22 protein-coding genes are annotated in these 21809 nt (G+C 68.7%); 11 read left to right on the top strand and 11 right to left on the bottom strand.

Annotated features, from left to right (window positions below; genetic code table 11):
* Positions 1 to 55 precede the first annotated feature (55 nt).
* A complete protein-coding gene (locus tag ACNS84_RS01290; RefSeq protein WP_435073045.1) occupies positions 56 to 1915 on the bottom strand; it encodes a S9 family peptidase in 1860 nt (619 codons plus the stop codon).
* A 156-nt stretch (positions 1916 to 2071) separates the two neighbouring features.
* On the opposite strand from ACNS84_RS01290, the gene ACNS84_RS01285 reads away from it, so the two are divergent.
* The gene (locus ACNS84_RS01285) at positions 2072 to 3118 is read left to right on the top strand and encodes a glycosyltransferase (protein WP_435073044.1); all 1047 of its coding nucleotides are present in this window, start codon (positions 2072 to 2074) and stop codon (positions 3116 to 3118) included.
* A gap of 107 nt (positions 3119 to 3225) precedes the next feature.
* On the opposite strand, the gene ACNS84_RS01280 is transcribed toward ACNS84_RS01285, so the two are convergent.
* A complete protein-coding gene (locus ACNS84_RS01280) occupies positions 3226 to 3861 on the bottom strand; it encodes a halocyanin domain-containing protein (protein WP_435073043.1) in 636 nt (211 codons plus the stop codon).
* A gap of 94 nt (positions 3862 to 3955) precedes the next feature.
* Between ACNS84_RS01280 and ACNS84_RS01275 the strand changes: the two genes are divergently transcribed.
* From ACNS84_RS01275 to ACNS84_RS01250, 6 genes are all read left to right on the top strand, one after another.
* The gene (locus tag ACNS84_RS01275; RefSeq protein ID WP_435073042.1) at positions 3956 to 4441 is read left to right on the top strand and encodes a DUF7969 family protein; all 486 of its coding nucleotides are present in this window, start codon (positions 3956 to 3958) and stop codon (positions 4439 to 4441) included.
* Positions 4442 to 4522: 81 nt separating this feature from the next.
* Positions 4523 to 4852 (top strand): hypothetical protein, encoded by a 330-nt coding sequence (locus tag ACNS84_RS01270; protein WP_435073041.1) that lies wholly within the window; start codon positions 4523 to 4525, stop codon positions 4850 to 4852.
* Between the two features lie 109 nt (positions 4853 to 4961).
* Positions 4962 to 5900, top strand: coding sequence for a methenyltetrahydromethanopterin cyclohydrolase (gene mch, locus ACNS84_RS01265; RefSeq protein WP_435073040.1), 939 nt, complete (start codon positions 4962 to 4964; stop codon positions 5898 to 5900).
* A gap of 30 nt (positions 5901 to 5930) precedes the next feature.
* On the top strand, positions 5931 to 6461 hold the full coding sequence (locus ACNS84_RS01260; RefSeq protein ID WP_435073039.1) for a double winged helix-containing putative transcriptional regulator: 531 nt from the start codon (positions 5931 to 5933) through the stop codon (positions 6459 to 6461).
* A gap of 67 nt (positions 6462 to 6528) precedes the next feature.
* Positions 6529 to 7734 carry a potassium channel family protein gene (locus tag ACNS84_RS01255; RefSeq protein WP_435073038.1) on the top strand — a complete coding sequence of 402 codons (1206 nt, stop codon included), beginning with the start codon at positions 6529 to 6531 and terminating at the stop codon, positions 7732 to 7734.
* Positions 7731 to 8084 carry a nuclear transport factor 2 family protein gene (locus tag ACNS84_RS01250; protein ID WP_435073037.1) on the top strand — a complete coding sequence of 118 codons (354 nt, stop codon included), beginning with the start codon at positions 7731 to 7733 and terminating at the stop codon, positions 8082 to 8084. Before ACNS84_RS01255 ends, ACNS84_RS01250 begins: the two co-directional genes overlap by 4 nt.
* 267 nt (positions 8085 to 8351) lie before the next feature.
* Here ACNS84_RS01250 and ppsA read toward each other — a convergent pair whose 3' ends face one another.
* The 4 genes from ppsA to ACNS84_RS01230 form a co-directional block, all read right to left on the bottom strand.
* Positions 8352 to 10706: a phosphoenolpyruvate synthase gene (gene ppsA / locus ACNS84_RS01245; protein ID WP_435073036.1), complete on the bottom strand. Its 2355-nt coding sequence runs from the start codon at positions 10704 to 10706 to the stop codon at positions 8352 to 8354.
* 326 nt (positions 10707 to 11032) lie between these two features.
* Positions 11033 to 11758: a DUF8116 family protein gene (locus tag ACNS84_RS01240; protein ID WP_496923247.1), complete on the bottom strand. Its 726-nt coding sequence runs from the start codon at positions 11756 to 11758 to the stop codon at positions 11033 to 11035.
* A 37-nt stretch (positions 11759 to 11795) separates the two neighbouring features.
* Positions 11796 to 12494 carry a DUF8054 family protein gene (locus tag ACNS84_RS01235; RefSeq protein ID WP_435073035.1) on the bottom strand — a complete coding sequence of 233 codons (699 nt, stop codon included), beginning with the start codon at positions 12492 to 12494 and terminating at the stop codon, positions 11796 to 11798.
* A complete protein-coding gene (locus ACNS84_RS01230) occupies positions 12491 to 13258 on the bottom strand; it encodes a nucleotide-binding protein (protein WP_435073034.1) in 768 nt (255 codons plus the stop codon). Before ACNS84_RS01230 ends, ACNS84_RS01235 begins: the two co-directional genes overlap by 4 nt.
* Positions 13259 to 13388: 130 nt before the next feature.
* On the opposite strand from ACNS84_RS01230, the gene ACNS84_RS01225 reads away from it, so the two are divergent.
* Positions 13389 to 14654, top strand: a complete 1266-nt coding sequence (locus tag ACNS84_RS01225; protein ID WP_435073033.1) for an MBL fold metallo-hydrolase — start codon at positions 13389 to 13391, stop codon at positions 14652 to 14654.
* A gap of 42 nt (positions 14655 to 14696) precedes the next feature.
* On the opposite strand, the gene ACNS84_RS01220 is transcribed toward ACNS84_RS01225, so the two are convergent.
* The 5 genes from ACNS84_RS01220 to ACNS84_RS01200 form a co-directional block, all read right to left on the bottom strand.
* A complete protein-coding gene (locus ACNS84_RS01220; RefSeq protein ID WP_435073032.1) occupies positions 14697 to 14969 on the bottom strand; it encodes a DUF7385 family protein in 273 nt (90 codons plus the stop codon).
* 107 nt (positions 14970 to 15076) lie between these two features.
* A complete protein-coding gene (locus ACNS84_RS01215; protein WP_435073031.1) occupies positions 15077 to 15973 on the bottom strand; it encodes an endonuclease V in 897 nt (298 codons plus the stop codon).
* The gene (locus tag ACNS84_RS01210; RefSeq protein WP_435073030.1) at positions 15974 to 16945 is read right to left on the bottom strand and encodes a rhomboid family intramembrane serine protease; all 972 of its coding nucleotides are present in this window, start codon (positions 16943 to 16945) and stop codon (positions 15974 to 15976) included.
* Between the two features lie 353 nt (positions 16946 to 17298).
* A complete protein-coding gene (locus tag ACNS84_RS01205; RefSeq protein ID WP_435073029.1) occupies positions 17299 to 18003 on the bottom strand; it encodes a type I 3-dehydroquinate dehydratase in 705 nt (234 codons plus the stop codon).
* A 96-nt stretch (positions 18004 to 18099) separates the two neighbouring features.
* Positions 18100 to 19074: a transcription initiation factor IIB gene (locus tag ACNS84_RS01200; RefSeq protein ID WP_144799462.1), complete on the bottom strand. Its 975-nt coding sequence runs from the start codon at positions 19072 to 19074 to the stop codon at positions 18100 to 18102.
* Between the two features lie 383 nt (positions 19075 to 19457).
* On the opposite strand from ACNS84_RS01200, the gene ACNS84_RS01195 reads away from it, so the two are divergent.
* From ACNS84_RS01195 to ACNS84_RS01185, 3 genes are all read left to right on the top strand, one after another.
* A complete protein-coding gene (locus ACNS84_RS01195; RefSeq protein ID WP_435073028.1) occupies positions 19458 to 20309 on the top strand; it encodes a high-potential iron-sulfur protein in 852 nt (283 codons plus the stop codon).
* A gap of 208 nt (positions 20310 to 20517) precedes the next feature.
* The gene (locus ACNS84_RS01190) at positions 20518 to 20979 is read left to right on the top strand and encodes a 6-pyruvoyl trahydropterin synthase family protein (RefSeq protein WP_435073027.1); all 462 of its coding nucleotides are present in this window, start codon (positions 20518 to 20520) and stop codon (positions 20977 to 20979) included.
* On the top strand, positions 20979 to 21755 hold the full coding sequence (locus ACNS84_RS01185) for a 7-carboxy-7-deazaguanine synthase QueE (RefSeq protein ID WP_435073026.1): 777 nt from the start codon (positions 20979 to 20981) through the stop codon (positions 21753 to 21755). The genes ACNS84_RS01190 and ACNS84_RS01185 overlap by 1 nt, the downstream gene beginning before the upstream one ends.
* Positions 21756 to 21809: the final 54 nt, after the last annotated feature.

The following is a 21809-nucleotide window of genomic DNA, read 5'->3' as shown; positions in this document are numbered from 1 at the left end:
GATAAATTTGCTGCGGGTCGGCGACTCGCTCGGGGACGCAGCGCGGGACGCCGCCTCAGACGTGTTCGGCGAGGAAGTCGACGATCCCGCGGTACGCCTCGATGCGGTTGTCCAGTTTCGCGAAGCCGTGGCCCTCGTCGTCGAAGATCAGCTTTCGGACGGGGACGCCCTGCTCGCGCGCCTTCTCGACTATCTGTTCGGCCTCGCCGACGGGCACTCGCGGGTCGTTCGCGCCGTGGAGGACGAACAGCGGCGAGGCGATGGCCTCGATGTTGTTGATCGGCGAGATGGACTCGAGGAACTCCCGGTCGTCCGCCAGGGTGCCGTACTCCGCCTCGCGGAGTTCGCGTCGCCACTCGCCGGTGTTCTCGAGGAAGGTGACGAAGTTCGCGATGCCGACGATGTCGACGCCGGCCGCCCACAGGTCGGGGTACTCGGTCATCGCCGCGAGCACCATGAACCCGCCGTAGGAGCCGCCCAGGGCGACGATTCGGTCGGGGTCGACCTCGGGGTGGTCGTGGAGCCACTCGACGCCGGCCCGGATGTCGGCGACCGAGTCCATCCGGTTCTCCACGTCGTCGAGCGCGGAGTAGGCCTTCCCGTAGCCGGAAGAGCCGCGGACGTTCGGCTCGAACACGGCGTAGCCGTTGTTCAGCAGGAACTGCGTGACCGAGGCGAACGAGGGGCGGCGCTGCGACTCCGGCCCGCCGTGGATGTCCACGACGACGGGATACCCGTCCTCGGGAGGCTCCGTCTCCGGCACGGAGAAGAACGCGGGGATCTCCAGGCCGTCGAACGTGGGGTAGTGGACGAGTTCGGGCTCGACGAACGTGTCCCGGGGGATTCCGGCGGTCGAAGCGGCGGTCCAGCGCTCGGTTTCGCCGGTCGTCGCCTCGACGACGTAGGCGTTCGCGTTGTGGGTGCTCCCGGTCGCGGTGATCGCGAAGCGGTCCCCGTCGGGGCCGAAGCTCACGCCGCCGGCGACGCCCTCGGGGAGGTCCGGGGCCGGGAAGGGGTCGATGCGGTCCGGCTCGACGAGTTCACCGACCGTGATGTCGGTGTAGCCGTCGACGTTGCGCGAGTAGACGACCCGTCGGGACTCCTCGTGAATCGCGACGCCGTCGACGTTCCAGCCGTCGTCCTCTCCCGGCTTCGCCGGGTCGTCGTCCGAATCGTCGTCGGACTCGTCTTCACCGGAGGCGACGAGCGAGAAGTCGCCCGTCTCGAGGTGCACCCGCTCCAACCGGAGCGTGTCGCTCTCGCGGTCGGTGACGAGATACAGCGACTCCCCGTTCGGCCCCCACTCCGGGCTGCCGTATCTGACGTTCCCCTCGTGTGGCGTGTGGTGGGTCAGATCGCCGGTCGCCACGTCGAGCGTGTACACGTCGTGGTCGAACGAGGAGTACGCCTCGTGGATGATCAGGCGGTCGTCGCTCGGCGACCAGCCCGCGACGGAGAGCCACCCGTCGCCCTCGTACACCAGTTCGGCCTCGTTGCCCGTCTCGTCGCGGCCCTGGACGTAGACGTCGAACACCGACTCGTCCCGCCGATTCGAGGCGAACGCGAAGCGGTCGCCCTCGCCGTCCCAACCGCCCCACCGATGCTTGGCGTCCGGCCGCTCGGTGAGGTCGGCGATTTCGCCGGACTCGTAGTTGAGTCGGTATAGCTGGGCGCGCTCGTTTCCGCCCTCGTCCATGCCGAAGACGGCCTCGGCACGCTCCGGCGAGGAGTCGACGAAGGAGACCGACTCCTCGAAGAACGTGTGCTGTTCCGGCCAGCCGAGCGGTTCGTCTAGCGACCACACCTGGCCGGTCCCGGTGGTGTTCAGCAGGAAGGAGAGCCGCCCGTCGGGACTGAGGTCCGCCCCGCCGGCGTTCCGCACGTTGAGGTACCGTTCGATGTCGTAGCGATGCATGGGGTCCGATTCCGGCCGCGGTCGGAAACCGTTTCGGGTGGCGGAACGGGCCGCGAGCCGGCTGGCGCGCCGTCTCCGCGCCGAGTGAGTGCCTCTCCGCTCGCTCCCCGCCGCGATGCCGTGTCTTTTTATTCGGCCCCGCCGTCCGGTCGGCGTATGCGCGTCGCGTTCGTCTCGCTTCTCACACCGGGCCACGGCAAGACGCCGGCCCGGACGCGAACGCGACGGATCGCCCGCGGGCTGGCCGACCGCGGCCACGACGTCGTGTGGCTCTGCGCGCGCTGGTGGGGCGGTGACCTCGACACGTTCGGAGAGGACGACATCGAGTACCGGTCGGTGACGGTGGACCCGTCGCCGACGGCGTTCGCGGCGCGACTCCCCGCCGCGCTCCGCCGCGTCGGTCCGGACGTCGTCCACGCGGTCAACAGCCCGCCGACGCCGGGGCTCGGCGCCACGGTTGCGGGGACGCTCTCGCGGACGCCGGTCGTCGTCGACTGGTGGCGGGACCACCCCGCGGACGCCGCTCGGCGCTACCGGCTTCTCGCCAAAGGCGCCGACAGGGTTACCACTCCCTCGCGGACGACCAAGACGCGGGTCCGCGAACACGGTGCCGACGGCGACGACGTCCGGGTCGTCCCCGAGAGCGTCGACTTCGACCTCGTCGAGTCGGCCGCCGTCGACGACCGGTTCGACGCGGTGTACGCCCGACGCTTGGACCGCCACGCCAACGTCGAGACGTTTCTGCTCGGGCTCGCGGAGCTCCGCGGGCGCGACTGGACCGCCGCGGTCATCGGCGACGGCCCCGAGCGCGAGCGGATCGAGTCGACGGCGAGCGACCTCCGGATCGACGACCGCGTGTCGTTCCTCGGCGACCTCCCGCGCCGCGAGCGCGTCGAGATTTTTAAGGGCACTCACGTGGTCGCCGCGACGGCGACCTGGGACACGTTTGCGACGGAGCTGCTGTGGGCGCTCGCGTGCGGCTGCGTCGCGCTCGTCGAGTATCAGGCAGATTCCAGTGCTCACGAGCTCGTCGAGGGACGCGAGCGCGGCCGCCTCGTCACGAGCCCGGCCGAGCTCGCAGACGAGTTCGTCGCGGTCGGCGACCTCGCGCGTCGGACCGTCGAACCCGACTTCGCGGAGTACGACCACGGCCCGGTGTTGGACCGGTACGCTCGCACGTATCGAGAGCTCATCGGCGAGTGAACAGCGGAGCCGACCGGATGAATCAAGGCCGCAAATCGAGGTGACCAGTTACAAAGGGAGCCGACGGCGACGTCGCCGGCGCTCCCGCGCGGCCACACCCGACCCGACTACTCGTCGTTGGTGATCGTGCCGCCGTACTTCATGAAGACGAACGCCAGCCCGAGGGTGCTCACCATCGCGATGAACGTCGCAACGCCGAGCGCGCGGGCGCCCTGCGGGACGAAGACAGCGTTCGAGCTCCCGCCCCCGCCGGTCGACTCCGTCTCGATGTCACCGCCGACGGCGAGGCCGCCGTGCATCCCGACTGCGGTGTGGGGGACGCAGTGGTAGTGGGTGATGCCGGCGTCTTCTTCCGTCACCTCGTACTCGTAGGTGTATCCCTCCTCGCCGACCGGGTCGCCGCTGTCGAGGCTCGCCGGACCGCCGCCCTCGACGGTCTGGACGTTGTGCGCGCCGCCGTTCCCCGTCCATTCAAACGTGATGGTCGTTCCCGGATCGACCCACAGGAGGGTCGGATCGAACGCGAGTCCGCTGTCGCCAGCGCCGACGGAGACGGTCACCTCGCCTTGACCGCGGGCGTCCTGATAGGATCCGACGTTTCCGCTGCTGGCCCCGCTGGGCCAGACCGGCTGTTCCTCCTGTGCCGCCGCGGTCCCCGCTGTCGCCGTGGCCGCCCCGGCGGCAACGGTCGCGCCGCCCGCGGTCCGCATGAACGCGCGCCGGGTGACGTCGTCCGAGCTCATACGACCCGGTTCGTGACGGGTTGTAGTGAATATGTTGATCCGACGCCGGTGGTGTCGGCAACGGGCGTATAAAAGCGGCGCCCGTAGACGAGCCATGAGCTACCCGGTCACCTACTACTGCCCGCACTGCGGGACGCTCGTCGAACTCGAGCGCGACGGCTACCTCGCGGACAAGGCGGTGACGCCGTACCCCCTCGAAGGGTGGTCGTACGTCTCGCCCGCGGAGCCGTTCGAGGAGCGAGACGACGTCGACGGCGTCAGGTTCGTCTGCGGCGAGAGCGGCGGCGTCAGGTGGGACCCGCTCGACGGCGTTCGCGGGACGGACGTCAGTGGTCGAGGCGCCGACACCGTCGAGGGCGACGAAGGAGGCGAGGGCGGCGAGAGCGGTCGAGACGACCCCGGCTGTGGCGAGCCGTTCTACCTCTCGTTCGTCCGGTACGAGGACGGCCGGGAGGTCGACCCCCGCGCCGAGACCGAACTGGTCGAGATCGATCCAGACCCGCGACCGAGCGGGCCGCGGGGGCCACGCGGACCGAGTGGTGTCGGTGACGCCGACGGCTCGGACGGCGGGTTCTGGTAGGCTGAGGTCGACAAACACCGCCGCGAGCCGAATGTCACGATCGACCGCAGTATTATCACTGCAAAGCGCAACAGGCCATGTATGCCGGACACGAAATCTGGGCGGGAGAAGCAGGCACGGAAGGAAGCGCGCCGACGGATCGAGCGCGACATCTCGGAGGCGCGCGAGCGCGGCGACGAGGCGGAACCGCCAGACGACACGCCGGTGGAGTGCTACCGACGCGGCTGTACCGAACCCGCCGCGTTCGAGGTCACGGAGCGGTACCAAGAGGAGACCGGGAAGGGCGCGGTGGAGGCGACCGCGCTCCTCTGTACGGACCACACGGTCGCGGAGGGGCCGTCGAACATCGACAGCGCGTACGACGACTACGTCTTTCGAATAGTCCCGGTCGCGGCCGGAAGCGACGACTGACCGCCAGGTCCGACGGCATCGCTCGTGAGGCAACCACACCGGACGGTCTCCTTGTACGAGGCGAGCCCAACAAACAAACCCCTTAACGCGAGAGGGAGAAAGACCTCGTATGGAAAGCATCAATCGGACCGCCATCGAGCTCGTCGACGAGGCGCTCGACTTCGCCGGGGAGCTCGACGTCGTCGGCTACGAACTGGAGAACGGTACCACGGTCGTCGACTTCGGGATCGACGCCGCCGGCGGCGTCGAGGCCGGACTCCTGCTCGCCGAGATTCAGACGGCCGGTCTCGCGAACCTCCGCACCAGCATGGGCGAGGTCGCGGGCGCACCGCGCCAGTACGTCGAACTGTCGACGGACCACCCCGCAATCGCGCTGCTCTGCTCGCAGAAGGCCGGCTGGGAACTCGACTTCGACTCGGGCTACGAAGGTCTCGGCTCCGGCCCCGCCCGCGCGCTCGTCGGACAGGAGGCGGAGTTCGAGCGCGTCGGCTACTACGACTCCTCGGAGTTCGCCACCCTCGCGGTGGAGTCGACCGCGCTTCCGACCGAGGAGGTCGCCGAACACGTCGCCGACCTCGCGGAGGTCGACCCCGAGGGCGTCTTCCTCCCGGCGTACGCCACCGGCTCGACCGCCGGCTCGGTCGCCACCGCGGCCCGCGCCGCGGAACTCGCCGTCTTCCGCCTGCTGGAACTCGGCTACGAGCCGACCGACGTGCTCCACGCCTCCGGCTCCGCGCCGATGGCACCCGTGACCCGTGACGAGAACCTCGCGATGGGCCGGACGAACGACGCCCTGGCGTACGGCGGCGAGGTCCACCTGCAGGTGGCGCGCGACGACGACCGCTTCGACCAGATCGTCTCGACCGCACGCGAGGAGTACGGTACCCCCTTCGTCGAGGTGTTCGAGGACGCGGGCTGGGACTTCTACGAGATAGACGAGCGCGTCTTCGCCCCCGCGAAGGTCACCGTCGACGTGGTCGACGGCCCCGTTTACACCGTGGGCGAGACGGACGAGGAGCTGCTCGCCGAATCGTTCGACTACCGCTGAGACGGACCCACCCCAACCCACGAGGACCACGTGCGACTCAAACCCGTTCCCGCTCCCCCGGCCGCCGTAGACGACCTCCGCGAACTCCAGCGAGCGGTGCCGCTCGTGCCCGGCAGCACCGACGACTGCTGCGCCCGCCTCCGCGACCGATGTGACCTCCCCGACCGACGGACCGCGAACGACTGGCTCGCGTTCCTCCGCGCGCTCGGACTCGTCCGGGAGACGTCCCGCGGGTTCGTCAGAACCGACGCCGAACCGACCCCCGAACTGGTCCGCGAGGGACTCCGCGAGGGCGTCCTGCTCGTGCCCGAGACGCTCGCGGCCCTGCGGGCGGCGACGCCGACGGACCCGCTCACGCCGGCCGGGCTGTTCGAGGCGACCCGCGAGTCGGTCCCGCGGCACGACCGCGCCCGCGACCCGGAGTGGGAGGCGACGTGGCGCGCTCGGGCGGCCCGGCTGTTGGAGTGGCTGGCGCTCGTCGACCTCGCCGAGCGCGTCGACGGGGAGGGATCCGGCGGGGGCGAGGCGTCGACGGCCTACGTCGCCGGCGACGCCGCCTGACCCGGACGAAAACCGGCGCGACGACCCCGTGACAAGCCTTTTACTCGGAGACGGAGTGAATGAGCGCATGGGACGATTCCATCGTCGGGACTCGCCGCTCTCGGTCCGGTACGAGCCGACGAGCGTGAAGGACCTGCTCGTGGAGATGAAGGACACCGCCGAGCTGCTGATAGACCTGTCGTACTCGGCGGTACTCCACGCGAGCCCGACGATCGCGGACGAAGTCGTCGCCCTTGAATACCGGATGGACGTCCTCCAGTTGCGCGCGCGGATGAGCCTCATGCTCGCGGCGCGGAGTCCGGACGAGGCCGAGACGCTCGCGCCGGTGCTCGGCGTGATCGGCGCGGCCGACAAGATATCCGACGCCGCGGGTGACATCGCGAAGATCGTCAGCGAGGAGATCGGTCTCCCCGACGCGATGCGCGGCGCGCTGGCGGAAGGCGTCGAGACGCTCGTCCGCGGCACCGTCGTGGCGGACTCGGCCTACGCGGGGCGCTCGCTCCAAGACATCGACTTAGAGTCGAAGACGGGCGTCCGGGTTATCGCGATCCGGCGCGACGACGACTGGATCTTCAATCCGGGGCCGAACACGCGGCTCAAGGCCGACGACGTGACGCTCCTGCGCGGCCCGGAGACGGGCGTCGGCGAAGCGTATCCCGAACTGACCGGCGAGCCTTTCCGGCCTGAGGAGCCGGTCGAGCCCGCGATCGACGACTTGGAGCGCGCGGTCGACTCCATCGTGCTGATGAAGGACCTCTCCGAGCTCGCGGTCGATCTGGCATACGGCTCGATCCTGTTCGACAACGAGGCGCTCGCGGAGGAGGTGGACAACCTGGAGGTCGAGGTCGACTCGCTCCAGTCGAGATTCGAGGTGTGGACCCTCAGGGCTGCGCGCGAAGCGGACGACCCCGTCTCCCTCCGCGGGCTGATCCACCTCGGGGTCGCCACCGAGGAGATATCCGACGCCGCGGTGAAGATCACCGAGGGCGTCACGCACGACCTCGGCGTTCACCGGGTCGTCGAGATGGCGGTGCAGGAATCGGACGAGATTATCACGCGGACCGTGATCCGAGAGGGGAGCGACCTCGCGGGCACGAGCGTCCGGAACGGGCTTCCGACGACCGACGTCTCGACGAGCGTGATCGCGATCCGCCGTCCGGACGAAGGGTGGCTGATCGGCCACGACATCGACACCGTCCTGCGGCCCGGCGACGCCGTGATCGCGAAGGGGACCCGCACCTCCGCCGAGGAGTTCGAGGCGCTCGCGTCGTGACGCCCTCGCCGGCCGCGGACCGCGAGGCGCTCGCTCGCGCCTACTACGACGCGCTCGACGCCGGCGACTACGAGCGGCTCAGCGGACTGCTCCACCCGGAGTTCGTCCAGCAGCGACCGGACCGCACCTTCGAGGGACGGGACCGCTTCGTGGCGTTCATGCGCGACGAGCGACCGATGACGGACACGACCCACGCCGTCGACGCTGTGTACCCGAGCGGTCCGGGGGTCGCCGTCCGCGGACGGCTGCTCGACGCCGACGGCGAGGAAGTGTTCGCGTTCGTCGACGTCTTCGACATCGCGGACGGCCGGCTCACAGCGCTGAAGACGTACGCGGCCGGCGAGGAATGACCGCGTCTCCAAGTGGGGAGTATCGACCGCAAGCGGGTCGATTCGGGACCCGATACTCGTCGTCGACCGGGACCGTCCCCAGTTCGACGTCGAGCAGTTCGGCGGCCATGTGAAAGGAGAAGTGGCCGCTCTTCAGGACGACGACGTGCACGTCACTTTCGGGGTGATGGAATCGGTACCACGGACGTCGTACCCGTTCCGTTTTCCGGTCTCACGGTCGGACGAGTGACGACGGCTGCCAGCGAATCGCGGCGGGGTTCAGCCCCGTCAGCGGACTGAATCCAAGAGGAGCCGCTGTTCGGTCCGTTTCACCTCGTGTTGCACATCGCGGACGGCGTCGATGTTGGCCGAAATAGACGAGATGCCCTCGTCGACGAGGAATTCGACCATCTCCGTCTTCGAGCCAGCCTGCCCGCAGATGCTCGTGTCGACGCCGAGTTCGCGGCACGTCTCGATCGTGTCGCCGATCAGCTTGAGCACGGCCGGGTGGAGCTCGTCGAAGCGGTCGGCGACGTGCTCGTTGTTGCGGTCGACCGCGAGCGTGTACTGCGTGAGGTCGTTCGTGCCGAAGGAGGCGAAGTCGATACCGGCGGCCGCCAGCTCCTCGATCTGCAGGGCGCTCGCAGGCGTCTCGATCATCACGCCCCAGCGACGCGTCTCGGGGTCGATGCCGGCCTCGCGCATGTGGCCCTTCACGCCCTCGATGTCGGCGGCGTCGTTGATAAGCGGGAACATCACCTCCAGGTTGTCGTACCCCATATCGAAGAGGCGCGCGAACGCCGCGAGCTCCTGGCGGAACGGGTCGGGCTTGTCGAGGCTCCGCCGAATGCCCCGCCAGCCGAGCATCGGGTTGTGTTCGACAGGCTCGCCGTCACCGCCCTCAAGTTCGCGGAACTCGTCGGTGGGTGCGTCGATGGTCCGCACGCGGACCGGCCGCGGGTAGAACTCGTCGGCGACGCGGCGGACGCCCTCGATCAGTTCATCCTGATACGCGCGGGCGCCGTGGTCGGCGATATACTTCTCGGGCGTCTTCCCGAGCGAGAGCACCATGTGCTCGATCCGGAGGAGCCCGACTCCGTCGGCGCCGGTCGCCGCCGCGCGTTCCCCGGCTTCGGGAATGGAGACGTTCACCTTCACCTCCGTCGCCGTCATCGGCTTCACCGGCGTCTCGGGGCGCGCCGCTTCAACGGGCTCGAACTCCTTGCCCGACTCGGCATTCTCGTCGATGCCGGCGCGGACGGTGCCCTTGTCGCCGTCGAGCGTGACCTGCTGGCCGTCTTCGAGGACCCGCGTGCCGTTCCCCGTCCCGACGACGGCCGGGACGCCGAGCTCGCGGGAGATGATCGCGGCGTGGCTCGTCATTCCGCCCTCGTCGGTGACGATGCCGGCCGCGCGTTTCATCGCCGGGACCATGTCCGGCATCGTCATCTCCGTGACCATCACGTCGCCCTCCTGGACCTGGTCGAGGTGGTCGAGCTTGTGGACGATCCGAACCGCACCGGAGACGATACCGGGGCTCGCGCCGAGTCCGTCGACGAGGACGTCCTCCTCTTCGCCACCGTTCGGGACGCTACCCGCACCGGGCTGGCCCGATGACGCATCTCCGGCGGTGGACTTCCGGGGGGTTTCGCCGCCGGTTCCGGCCGCATCCGCGTCGTCCACGCTCTCGCCCTCCTGAATCGTCGTGATCGGGCGCGACTGGAGCATGTATATCTCGCCCTCGTGGATCGCCCACTCGACGTCTTGGGGCGTCCCGTAGTGGTCCTCGACGCGCTCGCCGAGCGTGACCAGTTCCTCGATTTCCTCGTCGGAGAGCACCCGTGCAGTGCGGCGCTCCTCCTCGACATCGAGCTGAACGGTCTCGCCGGTCTCGGCGTCCTTCACCATCTCAACCTTCTTGTCCGCGACGGTCACGCTGTCGACGACGCCGCGACCGCGGTCGTACACGTAGTTGTCGGGCGAAACCGTGCCGGAGACGACCGCCTCACCGAGCCCCCACGCGGCCTCGATGGTTATCTGCGGCTCGCCGGTGGAGGGGTGGCTCGTGAACATCACGCCGGACTTCTCGGCGTCGACCATCCGCTGGACGACGACCGCGATGTCGACATCTGCGTGCGGGAACCCCCGCTGCTGTCGGTAGTAGATCGCTCGTTGGGTGAACAGCGAGGCCCAGCACTCTTTCACCCGCTGCAGGAGCGCTTCCTCGCGGACGTTGAGGAACGTCTCCTGCTGGCCGGCAAAGGAGGAATCCGGGAGGTCCTCCGCGGTCGCCGATGAGCGGACGGCGACGAACGCCTCGCCGTCCTCGTCGCCCATCGATCGATACCGCTCCAGTATCTCCTCGCGGACCGTCTCGGGAAGCGGGGTCTCGAGGATGAGTTCCTCCGCGCGCTCCTCGGCGGCGCGGAGCGCGGCGGAGTCTTCGGGGTCGACGTCGACGGCCGAGAACAGCTCCTCGTCGATCTCCGCCTCCTCGATGAACGTGCGGTACGTGCCGGCTGTGACGGCGAACCCCGGAGGTACCGGAAGTCCGGCACCGATGAGTTCACCGAGCGAAGCCGCCTTCCCACCGACGATCCCGACATCATCGGCGTCGACATCCTCCAGCCAAAGTACTGCCATTCGTATACTCGGAGGATCCGGGAGCCGACGTATGAAGCTTCCGGACGATACAACGCTGAATAAAAGATTACTCAGTCGCGAGTTACGGGTCCGTGTGACAGTGCGTCTGCGACCGCACGTCAGTCGCCGAGCCCGGCGCCGCGAGTTGAAGCCCGCTTCGGAGCCGTCGGTCGCGCGAAGAGAGGGCCGAAGTGTGCGGAGAGAGACGAACCGCCGGCCGGTTCGTACGCTGTGTTACGGCCGTCCGCAGTCTATACTTATCTGCGGACAGCCGAGTATACCCTTGTAACATGTTACAGGAGTTGTAACAGCCCCCGGTCGGCCGATCAAACCTCGGAGAGACGCTCTCGCTCCGCGCGGAGGAGGCGCTCCCAAAGATCGAACAGTCGACTGTCGAGGGCGTACCGGTCGTTCACTCGCCGGACCCACACGTCGTCGGCGAACAGGAGCCGTTGGAACCGGCGGACGGGCGACGAGAGCGACTCACGGTCGCCGCCGTAGTACGACAGCGACTCTTCGCGGGTCCGTTCGACGAGGTCAGGGGGTACGTCGATACCGTCGGCCGCCGCGGCGTGAACGAACCACTCCACGTGCAGCAGCGCGTCGGCCAACAAGAAGCGGTCGCGGAATCCCGAGACACCGGCGAGCGCCGGGCGACCGTCGACGGTCACGTCCTGGGGGCGAGAGAATCGCGGTGCGGTCACCGTCACGCCCGCGGCCTCGGCGATTTCCCCGGCGACGCGACGGAGGCGCCAGTCGCCGTAGCGCACCGGCGCGATCAGCGCGAGTTCGTACCACGTCGGGAGCCACTCGCAGTACGGTTCAGAGAAGGCACCATCGGCGAGCAACGTCGCCGCCACCGACCGCGCTTCCGGCGGCGACAGCGCCTCGTGACCGGTCCGGAGCCGGTCTGCGACGCGCGCGCCGTCGAGGGCGTCGGCGCCGTCGAACCCCATGCCGTCGGCGACGTGTCGGGTGTAGGCTCGGCTCGCCGCGTACCAATCGGCGAAGTCGGCCGGCGTCGTCAGCCCGAGGAGTCGGAGGACTGTGATGGGATTAGTACGGCTGCGAGCGACAAAACCGCTCCGTTCAGCGCCCCGCTCGGCGGTCGTCTCGATTCGCTCCACCGTCGTCGGTGCCGCCGTCGTCATCGCCTGCAACCGTCCGATCGGTGTCAACGTCGGCGCCGTCCGCGAGCGCCTCGTCGAGCCCCCACTCGTCGGCGCGCTCGGCCGCCTCCGTTCGCGCCTGCTCGCGGATCGCTTCGATCCGGTCGTCGTCCGCGAGAAACGCCGCGACGGCGTCGGTGTCGTCCGCCCCTGGGCCGGTCACGCGCTCGTCCGGTGCCGCCTCGCGGGTGCGGTCGGCCAGCGCCGGATCGTCGGCGAGTTCCGTCGCCGCCGCGCCCGGCGCGACGCGGAGCGCGTCCTCCTCGTGGGCCGCGGCGAGCCGGTCGTCGTCGACAGCGTACAGTTCGACGCGGTACGGACCGGGCACCGCTATCTCCGCGAGCGCGTCGGGACCGCCGCGGTCGGTCACCGTGTTGTACGCGAGCACGGGAACCCCGTCAGCGAAGGTGAGAACGCCGCGCGCGTCCCCCTCCAGCAACAGCGTCTCCTGCGGGACGAGCGTCGCGTACCCGGTAAGCCCGCGCTCTAGCGCCCGCGAGAGCGTGGTGGTCACGTCGGAGACGACCCGCGAGCGAAGGAGCGTTCCGCGGGGAATCCTGAGCGCCGGGGCGTCGCTCGCGGAATCCGGCTCCGTCCGCCCGTCGGCAGCGCCCGTCATGGCGTGTCGGGAACGACCGCACTCCGGAAGCGGTCCGCGACCGCGTCGCCGTCGCCGTCGCGCACGTCGAGCCGGCTCACCGCCCGTCGATAGCGGGCCGCCGCCTCGCTCTCCGGCGCGTGCGCCAGGAGCGGCTCGCCGGCGCGACGAGCCTCCCGGACCACGTCGCTGTCGGGAACGCGCGCAAGCACCGGGCCACCGAAGTGACGCTCGGCCTGCTCGGCCACGTCGGTCGCGTCGTCTCGAACCTTGTTGAACAGGACACCGGCGGTCTCCGTGCCGTACGACCGAGCGTACTCCTGCACCTTCAGCCCGTCCGAGAGCGCGGGGATGGTCGGCTCAACGACGACGACGACGCGGTCCGCGAGGACGACCGGGAGCACCGCCGACTTCGAGCCGAGCGCGGCCGGCGAGTCGAGCAGGAGCACGTCGGTGTCGCTCGCGAGGTCGGCGACCACGTCGCGGAGCCGCTCCGGTTCCGCGGCCTCGAAACCAGCGAGCGAGGTGCCGCAGGGGACCACGGAGAGCCCGAAGCGGTCGTACGTCGCGTCCGCGACGTCGGTCGCGGTCCCCTCGACGAGTAGGTCGTGGAGGGTGACCGTCGCGTCGTCGAGACCGGCGTGAAAGAGGAGGTTCGCCATCCCGGTGTCGGCGTCGACGACGGTGACGTCGTGCTCATCGGCCAGCGCCATCCCCAGCGCGAGCGTGCTCGTCGTCTTGCCCGTGCCGCCCTTGCCGCTGGCGACCGCGAACGCCTCGACCATGCCCCCACCTGACCGGGCGCTCAGGTAAAACCTGTCCATCGCGGGCGCCGGCGGACTCGAACGCGAGTCGGGGCGGACGCCGCCCGGAGACACCGGACAGTGTTTTGCCGTTCGGTGCCAATCACCACGTATGCCAACCGTCATCGACGCGGACGCGTTTCGCGACCGGATAGACGAACGCCGACGCGGCGAGCGGTCGTTCGCCCTCGTCGACACCCGACCGGACGAGAGCTACGAGAGCTGGCGGATCGCCGACTCGGTTCATTACTTCTACAAGCCGGCCCACGAGTTCGACATCGACGACTTCGAGGCAGAGACCGGGCTCGACGCGAGCGACGCGATCGTGACGACCTGCGCGAAGGGGAAGTCCTCGCTCGACTTCGCCGAGGAGCTCGAGGCGGCGGGCTACGACGACGTCACCGTCCTCGCTGACGGGATGCGCGGCTGGTCGGGCGTCTACGACCGGACCGCAGTCCCGCTTCCCGACGTCGGCGACGACGCGCTCGAGGTCGTCCAGATCCAGCGGCGCGCGAAGGGGTGTCTCGGCTATCTCGTCGTGGGCGGACGGGCGTCCGAGGGCGACTCCGGGCGAGAGAACTCCGACGACTCCGTCCGCGTCGCGGTCGCCGTCGACGTCTCCCGACACGGCGACGAGTGGCAGGAGGCGGCGGCCGCTCGCAACGCGTCCATCGCGGCGGTCCTTGACACCCACGTCCACGCCGACCACCTCTCCGGCGGCCGGGACCTCGCCGACGAACTCGACGTCCCGTATTACCTCCCGGCGGCGGCCGCCGAGCGCGACGTGGCGTACGCGTTCGAGTCGCTCGCGCGCAACGAGACGCTCGACGTCGGCGGCGTCGACGTGAAGGCGCTCGCGACGCCCGGCCACACCGACGACGGCGCGAGCTACCTCGTCGGGCGGTCGGCGCTTCTCACCGGCGACACGTTGTTCACCGACAGCGTCGGTCGGACGGAGCTCCAGTTCGCGGCCGGCGGAGAAGAGCACGAGTCCGCCGGCGCGGCCACCGGTGCCGAGCGACTCTACGACTCGCTCCACGGAACGCTGCTCGCGGAGCCCGACGGGGTCGTCGTCTGCCCCGGCCACTTCACGGTCGCGAACGACGGGACGACCGGGGACGTCACGCCCGGCGAGCCAGTGACGACGACGGTCGGCGCGGCGCGCCGGGGGCTCGGCGTGCTCGGTCTCGACCGCGAGGCGTTCGTGGAGCGGATCACGGCGACGCTGCCAGAGAAGCCGCCGAACTACGAGGACGTCATCGCGGCGAACCGTGGCGTCAAGTCGCCACCGAGCGAGACCGCGGCGATCGAGTTAGAGCTAGGTCCGAACCGGTGCGCGGCCGACACCGGGGCGAAGCCGGCCGCGGACGACGACTGAGGCGACCCGCGCCGGTCGCTCACGTCCCTCGCAAGCGGGGTTTCAGTCGTCGTGAATGAACACGAGCCGCTTCGTCTCGGTGTTACACAGGCAGAGGTCGATCCCGTCGCGGGTGGCGCCGATCTGCTGCCAGCCGTGGTCGCTGACGAACAGCGTCTGGAACACGCCGCGGTCGCAGTCCGGGTTCGGGCACCCGACGCCGGCGGCGTTTTTGTACACGGTCGTGCCCCCGCCGGAGCTCTGACGCACCAGCCCGTCGCGCAGTGAGCGAAACTCCTCGGCAGACATCGGTCCGTCCATCTCCTCTTCTCCCATACCGTCGCGTTTGCGGGCCAGCATATATAAATCGACGGTCCATGCCAAATCGCGTCACGATACGGGGGATCACCGGGCGCGCTAGCAGACCAGGCTCGTCGTGTCGGTCACTCGCGCTCGCGCTTCGCCAAATCGGCCGAGGCGTCCGCGATCCTGGTCGGTTCGGGGAGTTTGTAGCCCGCGCACAGCGCGTCGATCAGATCGACGGCCGTCTCGGCCGACACCCGGTGGCCGGGGCTCACGTACAGCGGGTTCACGCGCCGGCTGTTCGGGTACTGCCGGGACTGGAAGGCGTAGCCGATGACGGGTGCGTCGGCGTCCGACCGCGACGCGGCCGTCTCCACCGCGTCGTCGGCGCGGATCGGGGTCCGCCAGCCCTCTGGCCGTCCGTCGGTCGACGACGCGGGCTCGCCGCACAGGAGGCTCTTGGCGACGCCGACGCTCGGGACGTCCAGCAGCACGCCGACGTGCGTCGCGATCCCTGCCTCCCTGAAGTGGATCCGACCGGAGCCGTCGCACACGAGCAGGTCCGGTTCGGCGTCCAGCGCGTCGAGGGCAGCCAGCATCGGCTCCCCCTCGCGGAACGCGAGGAGACCCGGAACGTACGGGATCGACAGCGGGGTCGTCGCGCTTGCGTACTCGATCACGACCCCGTCCCGGATCGCGACCGCCGCGGAGACCGCCCGGTCCTCGCCGTCGTCGGGAGTCAAGAACGCCTGATCGACGCCGACGACGACGGGCGCGTCCGGGTTAGGACCGACCGAGAGTTTCGGGTCGATCCGCGTCTCGGTCTCGCCCGCGTTCGGCTGCGCTGGCGGGAGGCCGGCGGTGAGGTCGGTCGGATCGTCGATCGTCACCGCGCTCGGATCGAGGTCGTGGTCGTCCGCGAACGTCGCCGTCGCCGCCAGCTCGCGCTGGAGCGACTCCATCTCCCCCCGCGAGAGCGCGGGATCGGGGAGAAACGCTGGGCGCGCGACGGTGTCCGGGTTGATCGGCGGTGACATTTAAAAGCGTCCGCCGGGACCGCCCGGTCCACCCGGGCCGCCCGGTCCTCCGGGGCCGCGGACGCCGCCGCCCCCGATGCCGCCGAACCCGCCCGCGGACCGCGCGAGGCCCTCGTTGCGCTTCCCGAACGCGAGCCCGATCGCGAAGCCGATCAGGTGTGCGAGGTGCGCGATGCCCCCGACGCCGCCCGTGCCGCTTTGGATCACGAGCACCGCCGAGATCAGCGCGATCCCCCACGTCAGGTACTTGATCTTCATCGGGATGACGAAGAAGAGGAGCACCTGCATGTTCGGGCGCCACACCGTGAGTACGCCGAGGATAGCGAAGCCGGCGCCGCTGGCTCCGACCACGCCGGTCGTCGGCGCGTTCGTCGCGATCGCGAACAGGACGTGGCCGAGGCCGGCGAGGATCCCGGACCCGAAGAAGAACGCCACGAACCGGCGGGAGCCGACCGCCCGCTCGACGAGCGGCCCGAAGAACAGGATCACGATGCTGTTGCCGATGATGTGGAAGAGCTGGACCCTGGAGTGCGAGAGCACGGAGGTGAACCAGGTCCAGACGTTACCGATCGCGTCCGACCGGAGGACGAATATCTGACTGTGGGCGGCGTCGCCGAGGGTGAGCGTTACGACCCACTGCGCGAGGAAGGTGAGCCACATCGCCGCCAACAGGGCGTACGTCGCGTTCCCGCGGAAGTAGCTCACGAGCCCGCCGGTGCTCGTCTCGCGATCGATGCGGCGCTTGGCGCGGCCCACGACGCCAGCGGACGACTCGCCCGACCCGCCGGATCCGCCGACGTCGACGACGTCGTCGTAGCCGCTGTCGAACACTCCGCCCGGGTCGTTCCACTGCGAGAGCCCCGGGCAGTCGTGATTCTCCGGTAGCCGGTGCTCGCCGCAGAACGACTGGCCGCATCGCTTACACTGGTACGGGAGATTCTCGTACTCCCCGCACACGTCGCACGTCGCCATTGCAGTCCCTTACAGGGGCGCTCGTAAAGCGGTTTGGCTCTCGGAATTGGTGTATGCCGAAGCGGTCAGCAGTTTCGGTGATAGTTTACGACCGGTACTCGCAGTACCAGCGGTGAACACCGCCAACGCCCCAGCCGCTCGTTTATATACCGTTGGAGATCGATCGACGGAGAACACCGCCAACACCCTCGCGGCTGCCCCTTTGAGTCCCACCCCGACCGTACCGCGACCGCAGCCTCACGCCTCCCCAGCCTCGTCGCTCACTCCGTTCGCGACTCCCTCGCGCGCGCCGTTCGCGGCCTGACGGTCGCTCACGGGCGCGCGCCACCGCCGCACGTTCGCTTATAAATAGCTCACTCGTCCGACTCGCCCTCGCGCAATCCGTCGACGAGCCGACGGAGCGTCGCCAGCGGGTACTGTCCCGGCGCGGTCGCGTTCGCGGGGTCGACCGGCGCGTAGCCGATCTTCGAGCCGTAGACGGGCGTCACCGCTCGGGTGTGGCGGCCGGCTTCGCCCATACACATCGTCGCCACGCGGTAGCCGGCCGCGGTCGCCTCGTGGGTCGCCTCGATCATCGCGAGCGCGTCTGCAGGTGCGCTCGCCGTCGTCGCCAGCTTTCCCACGTCGCCCTCGCCGGCCGCGTCGGCCAGCAGGTCGACGAGGGCGTCAGTCTCCGGCGTCGACTCGAAGTCGTGGACCGAGACGACCACGCTCACGCCCGCCTCGCGGGCCGAGTCGCGGAGCGCGGTCGCGTGCGACTGTTCGCCCTCGGGAGCCGTCCCGCGGAGCGCGGCGAGTTCGATGTCGACTGCGGCGACCGCGTCGTATTCGAGCGCGGTCGAGAGCGCATCGTAGCGCCCGAGGTCGGCCGCCTCGCCGCCCTCCCACGACGCGCGGTTCGTGACGAGCAGCGGAAGCTCGCCATCGTAGGCGTCGAGTTGGGCGAGCGGGTCGCTCGCGAGGTCCATCCGGAACTCCACGGCGTCGGCGTCTTCGCGAGCGCGCGGCTCCTCCGAGAGGTCGGCCGTGCTCGCGGTCAGGACGAACTCCTCGAACATACGCGGGGGTTCCGGGGGCGGGGACTTAGCTGTGTGCGTCCCAGCCGTGCATTCGAACCGAAGTGGTATCGTCGGACGGAAAAGGGATCGAGGCGCCTACGCGACGAGGCCGTCCTCGGCCTCTAACAGCTCGTGGTACCGATTCCGGATGGTGACCTCGCTGATGTCGGCGACCTCGCTGACGGCGGCCTGCGTCGTCTTCTCGTTCGTGAGCAGCGCGGCGGCGTAGACGGCGGCCGCGGCGAGGCCGACCGGCGACTTGCCGGAGTGAACGCCCTTCTCCTTGGCGTTGCGGAGGAGGCTCTTCGCGCGCATCTCGGACTCCTCGGAGAGCTCAAGGTCGGAGGCGAACCGGGGAACGTACTGCTCGGGGTCGGCCGGCTTCACTTCGAGCTTGAGCTCGCGGACGACGTAGCGGTAGGTCCGGGCGATCTCGGCCTTCTCAACGCGGGAGACGTCCGCGATCTCGTCGAGCGAGCGGGGGACGCCGGCCATCCGCGCGGCGGCGTACACGCAGGAGGTGGAGACGCCCTCGATGGAGCGGCCGGGGAGCAGGTCCTCGTCGAGCGCGCGGCGGTAGATGACCGAGGCGGTCTCGCGGACGTTGTCCGGGAGGCCCTGCGCGCTGGCCATGCGGTCGATTTCGCCGAGCGCCTGCTTCAGGTTGCGCTCTTTGGAGTCGCGGGTGCGGAACCGCTCGTTCCATTTGCGGAGCCGCTGCATCTTCTGGCGCTGGCGCGCGCCGAGGGACCGGCCGTACGCGTCCTTGTCGCGCCAGTCGATGTTCGTCGAGAGCCCCTTGTCGTGCATCGTGTTGGTAGTCGGGGCACCGACGCGGCTCTTCTCGTCCTTCTCTCGGGAGTCGAAGGCGCGCCACTCCGGCCCGCGGTCGACCGAGTCGGCCTCGACGACGAGTCCGCAGTCGGCGCAGACGCTCTCGCCGTGCTCCTCGTCGTTGATGACGTTCCCGTCGCACTCGGGACAGCTAAGTGTCTCGTCGGTTCGTTCCGATTCTTCCTCGTCCGTCTCCGTTCGGGAGCGACTCCCCCGGGTGTGTAGTCGTTCACTCATGGCTAAACCCCCTCTCGGTAACTGAACACGGACCGAGAGCGATCTTACCCGGTAGAGGGCGGAACCGAACTTAAAACGACCGGAACGCGTCGCCGGAAACTCGGCCAAAGAACACGATCTATCACGGGTTTTTGCGGTTCCCGGCTCTGAACGCGAACTGGTGTATCCCGTTCTCGCGATCGCCACGAACCCGCCACGAACCCGCCACGAACTCACCACGAACTCACCACGGGAGCAGTCGGCGCCGTCTCCTCTCGGTTCATCGACTGTGGCATCGCTCTCTGGTGGCACTTCCTCAGCAGGGAGACAGTCTCCGGTACACCGGAAATCTCCGAGAGATGATCGATGTCAATAACTAAACACCGTATTATTAATTATTAATAATGAAGAATTCTGACAGGGTGAGACAGATGCTGCGTCGAGAGAGCGACTACCACATGTGGAGTCGTCGCCGCTATTTGGTCGCAACAGGTGGGCTTGCGGCGCTCAGTGGCTGCACTGGCGGGCCGGAAGACGACGGTACCGACGCGGAGTCACCTGACGGTGGGGATGACGCCGGTGACGAGGACGAAGACGAGGGAGAGGATGACGGCGACAGTGAGGGGCACGACGAGGAAAGACGCCCAGAGGGCGTCACACAGGAGGAGTTCGAGCGGGGCCCCGTCCCGGCGGTGTACTTGTCGGCCACGTCGCTCGGGGGCGAACAGCGAAACACGGGAAACCTCTTCGCGAAAGCCGATGTCGGGTTTTCCGAGTACGACGACGCCCTGCAACAGCCCGGTCATCGACCGGGCTACTGCTGTGCGAACTGTGCCGATTTCATTCCGGACAAGAACGGAGACACGTTCGGGGCCTGTGCGGAAGTTGAAGGCTACATCGACGGCGCGGACTGGTGTACGGTCTACGAGAGCCTCCCCGAACCGGAGGTGCCAGAGGGACTAACCGCGGACGAACTGGCGACGGCCGAGGTCCCGGACGAGTATCGTACGGCGACTTCCCAGGGGAATGAAGCGCGGACCCCGGACGACCTCTTCACCCAACGGCAGGTGAGCCTAACGGAGTCTGTCGAAGCCATCGCCGAGGGACCAGCAGCACCCGGACAGTCGTGTGGGAACTGTGCCGAGTTTATCCCCGATAAGAACGGTGACACGTGGGGCGCCTGTGCGAAGGTGGAAGGGTACATCGCCGTCGAGGACTGGTGTACGGTGTGGGAACACGTTAGCGAAGAGCTCTGATTCCGCTCGTCTCAGCGCGATTTGCGGACAGAGACGATCACCGCAGACTGGTACGCACAGCGTCTGTCTGCCGGAGCAGTGCGGACCGACGTTACCGCACGTATTCGGAATACCTCGGTGCCGCGTTCGCGAGCCTGAGGGAGCCAACGGTGCCGTCCGCGTCGCAACGAAACTCAACGCTTATCTATTCCTCGGGGATTCTTCAAGTATGACTCGAAGTGTATCGCGAGGCGAATCCGAGTCGGACGTGCTCCGCGACGCGGGGCAACGAACGCTCCGCATCGGGGAGGAGTCACCGATCCGGATCAGTTCGGGCCACCGAATCCTCCATCACGACGGGAAGTGCTCGCGCCCGCACGGCCACAATTACAGGATCACGGTCGAGGTGACCGGCGAACTCACTGACGAGGGGTGGGTCGTCGATAAAGGAGACGTCACGAGCGTCATCGACGCGTGGGACCACCGATTCCTCGTCGAGGCGGGCGATCCGCTCGTCGACGCGTTCGAGGCGTCGGGTGACGGCGACGCGCTCGTCGTCCTCGATCATCCACCGACGGCGGAGGTGATGAGCGTCCTGCTCGAAGAACGAATGCTCGACGCGTTCCCGGACACCGTGTCGGACGTGTCGGTGTCGGTGCGCGAGACCGGCGAGCTCTGTGCGAGTTACTGATGCCGGTCGCTAGCGATATCGAAGAGCCCTCGGCGGACGCTGACGCGGCCGGCGAGGGGCTCCCGATCAACGAGGTGTTCTACTCGTTACAGGGGGAAGGGATCCTCGCAGGCGTTCCCTCCGTGTTCGTGCGGACCTCTGGGTGTAACCTGCGGTGTTGGTTCTGCGATTCGTACCACACGTCGTGGGAGCCGACCGGCGCGTGGCGCGACGTCGATTCGATCGTCGAGGAGGTTCGCTCCCACGAGCAGGCGAATCACGTCGTGCTCACGGGTGGAGAACCCCTGATTCACGAGGAGTCGGTCGAACTCCTCGAACGACTGGCCGCCGCCGGGTATCACACGACGGTGGAGACGAACGGGACGATATACAGGGACGCGCCGATCGATCTGGCGAGTATCAGCCCGAAGCTGGCGAGCAGCACGCCGACACCGGATCGGGACCCGAAAGGCGACGGCGAGTGGGAGGAGAAACACGAGCAGAACCGGATCGACATGGGCGCGCTGTCCCGCCTGGTCGACGCGTACGAGACGCAGCTCAAGTTCGTCGTCACCGACGAGACGGACCTACCGGAGATCACCGACCTGGTTGCACGAGTGCGGTCGGCGACGGACGCAACGGTCGCGAACGACGACGTGTTGTTGATGCCGGAAGGCATGACGCGAGAGCAGCTCGACGGGACGCGCGGCCGCGTCGCGGAGCTGGCGATGGAGCACGGGTTCCGGTACACGCCGCGGCTCCACGTCGACCTGTGGAACGACGCGCCGGGGACGTGACCGCGATGGTCCGACAGGTTGGCGGAGACGGGAGAGTGTCGCGGGCGCGGTGGC

Source organism: Halorubrum wangae, from assembly GCF_051194135.1.
Taxonomy (GTDB): Archaea; Halobacteriota; Halobacteria; order Halobacteriales; family Haloferacaceae; genus Halorubrum.
Note: the sequence above shows the minus strand (reverse complement) of the source record. Positions and strands in the feature narration are given on the sequence as shown.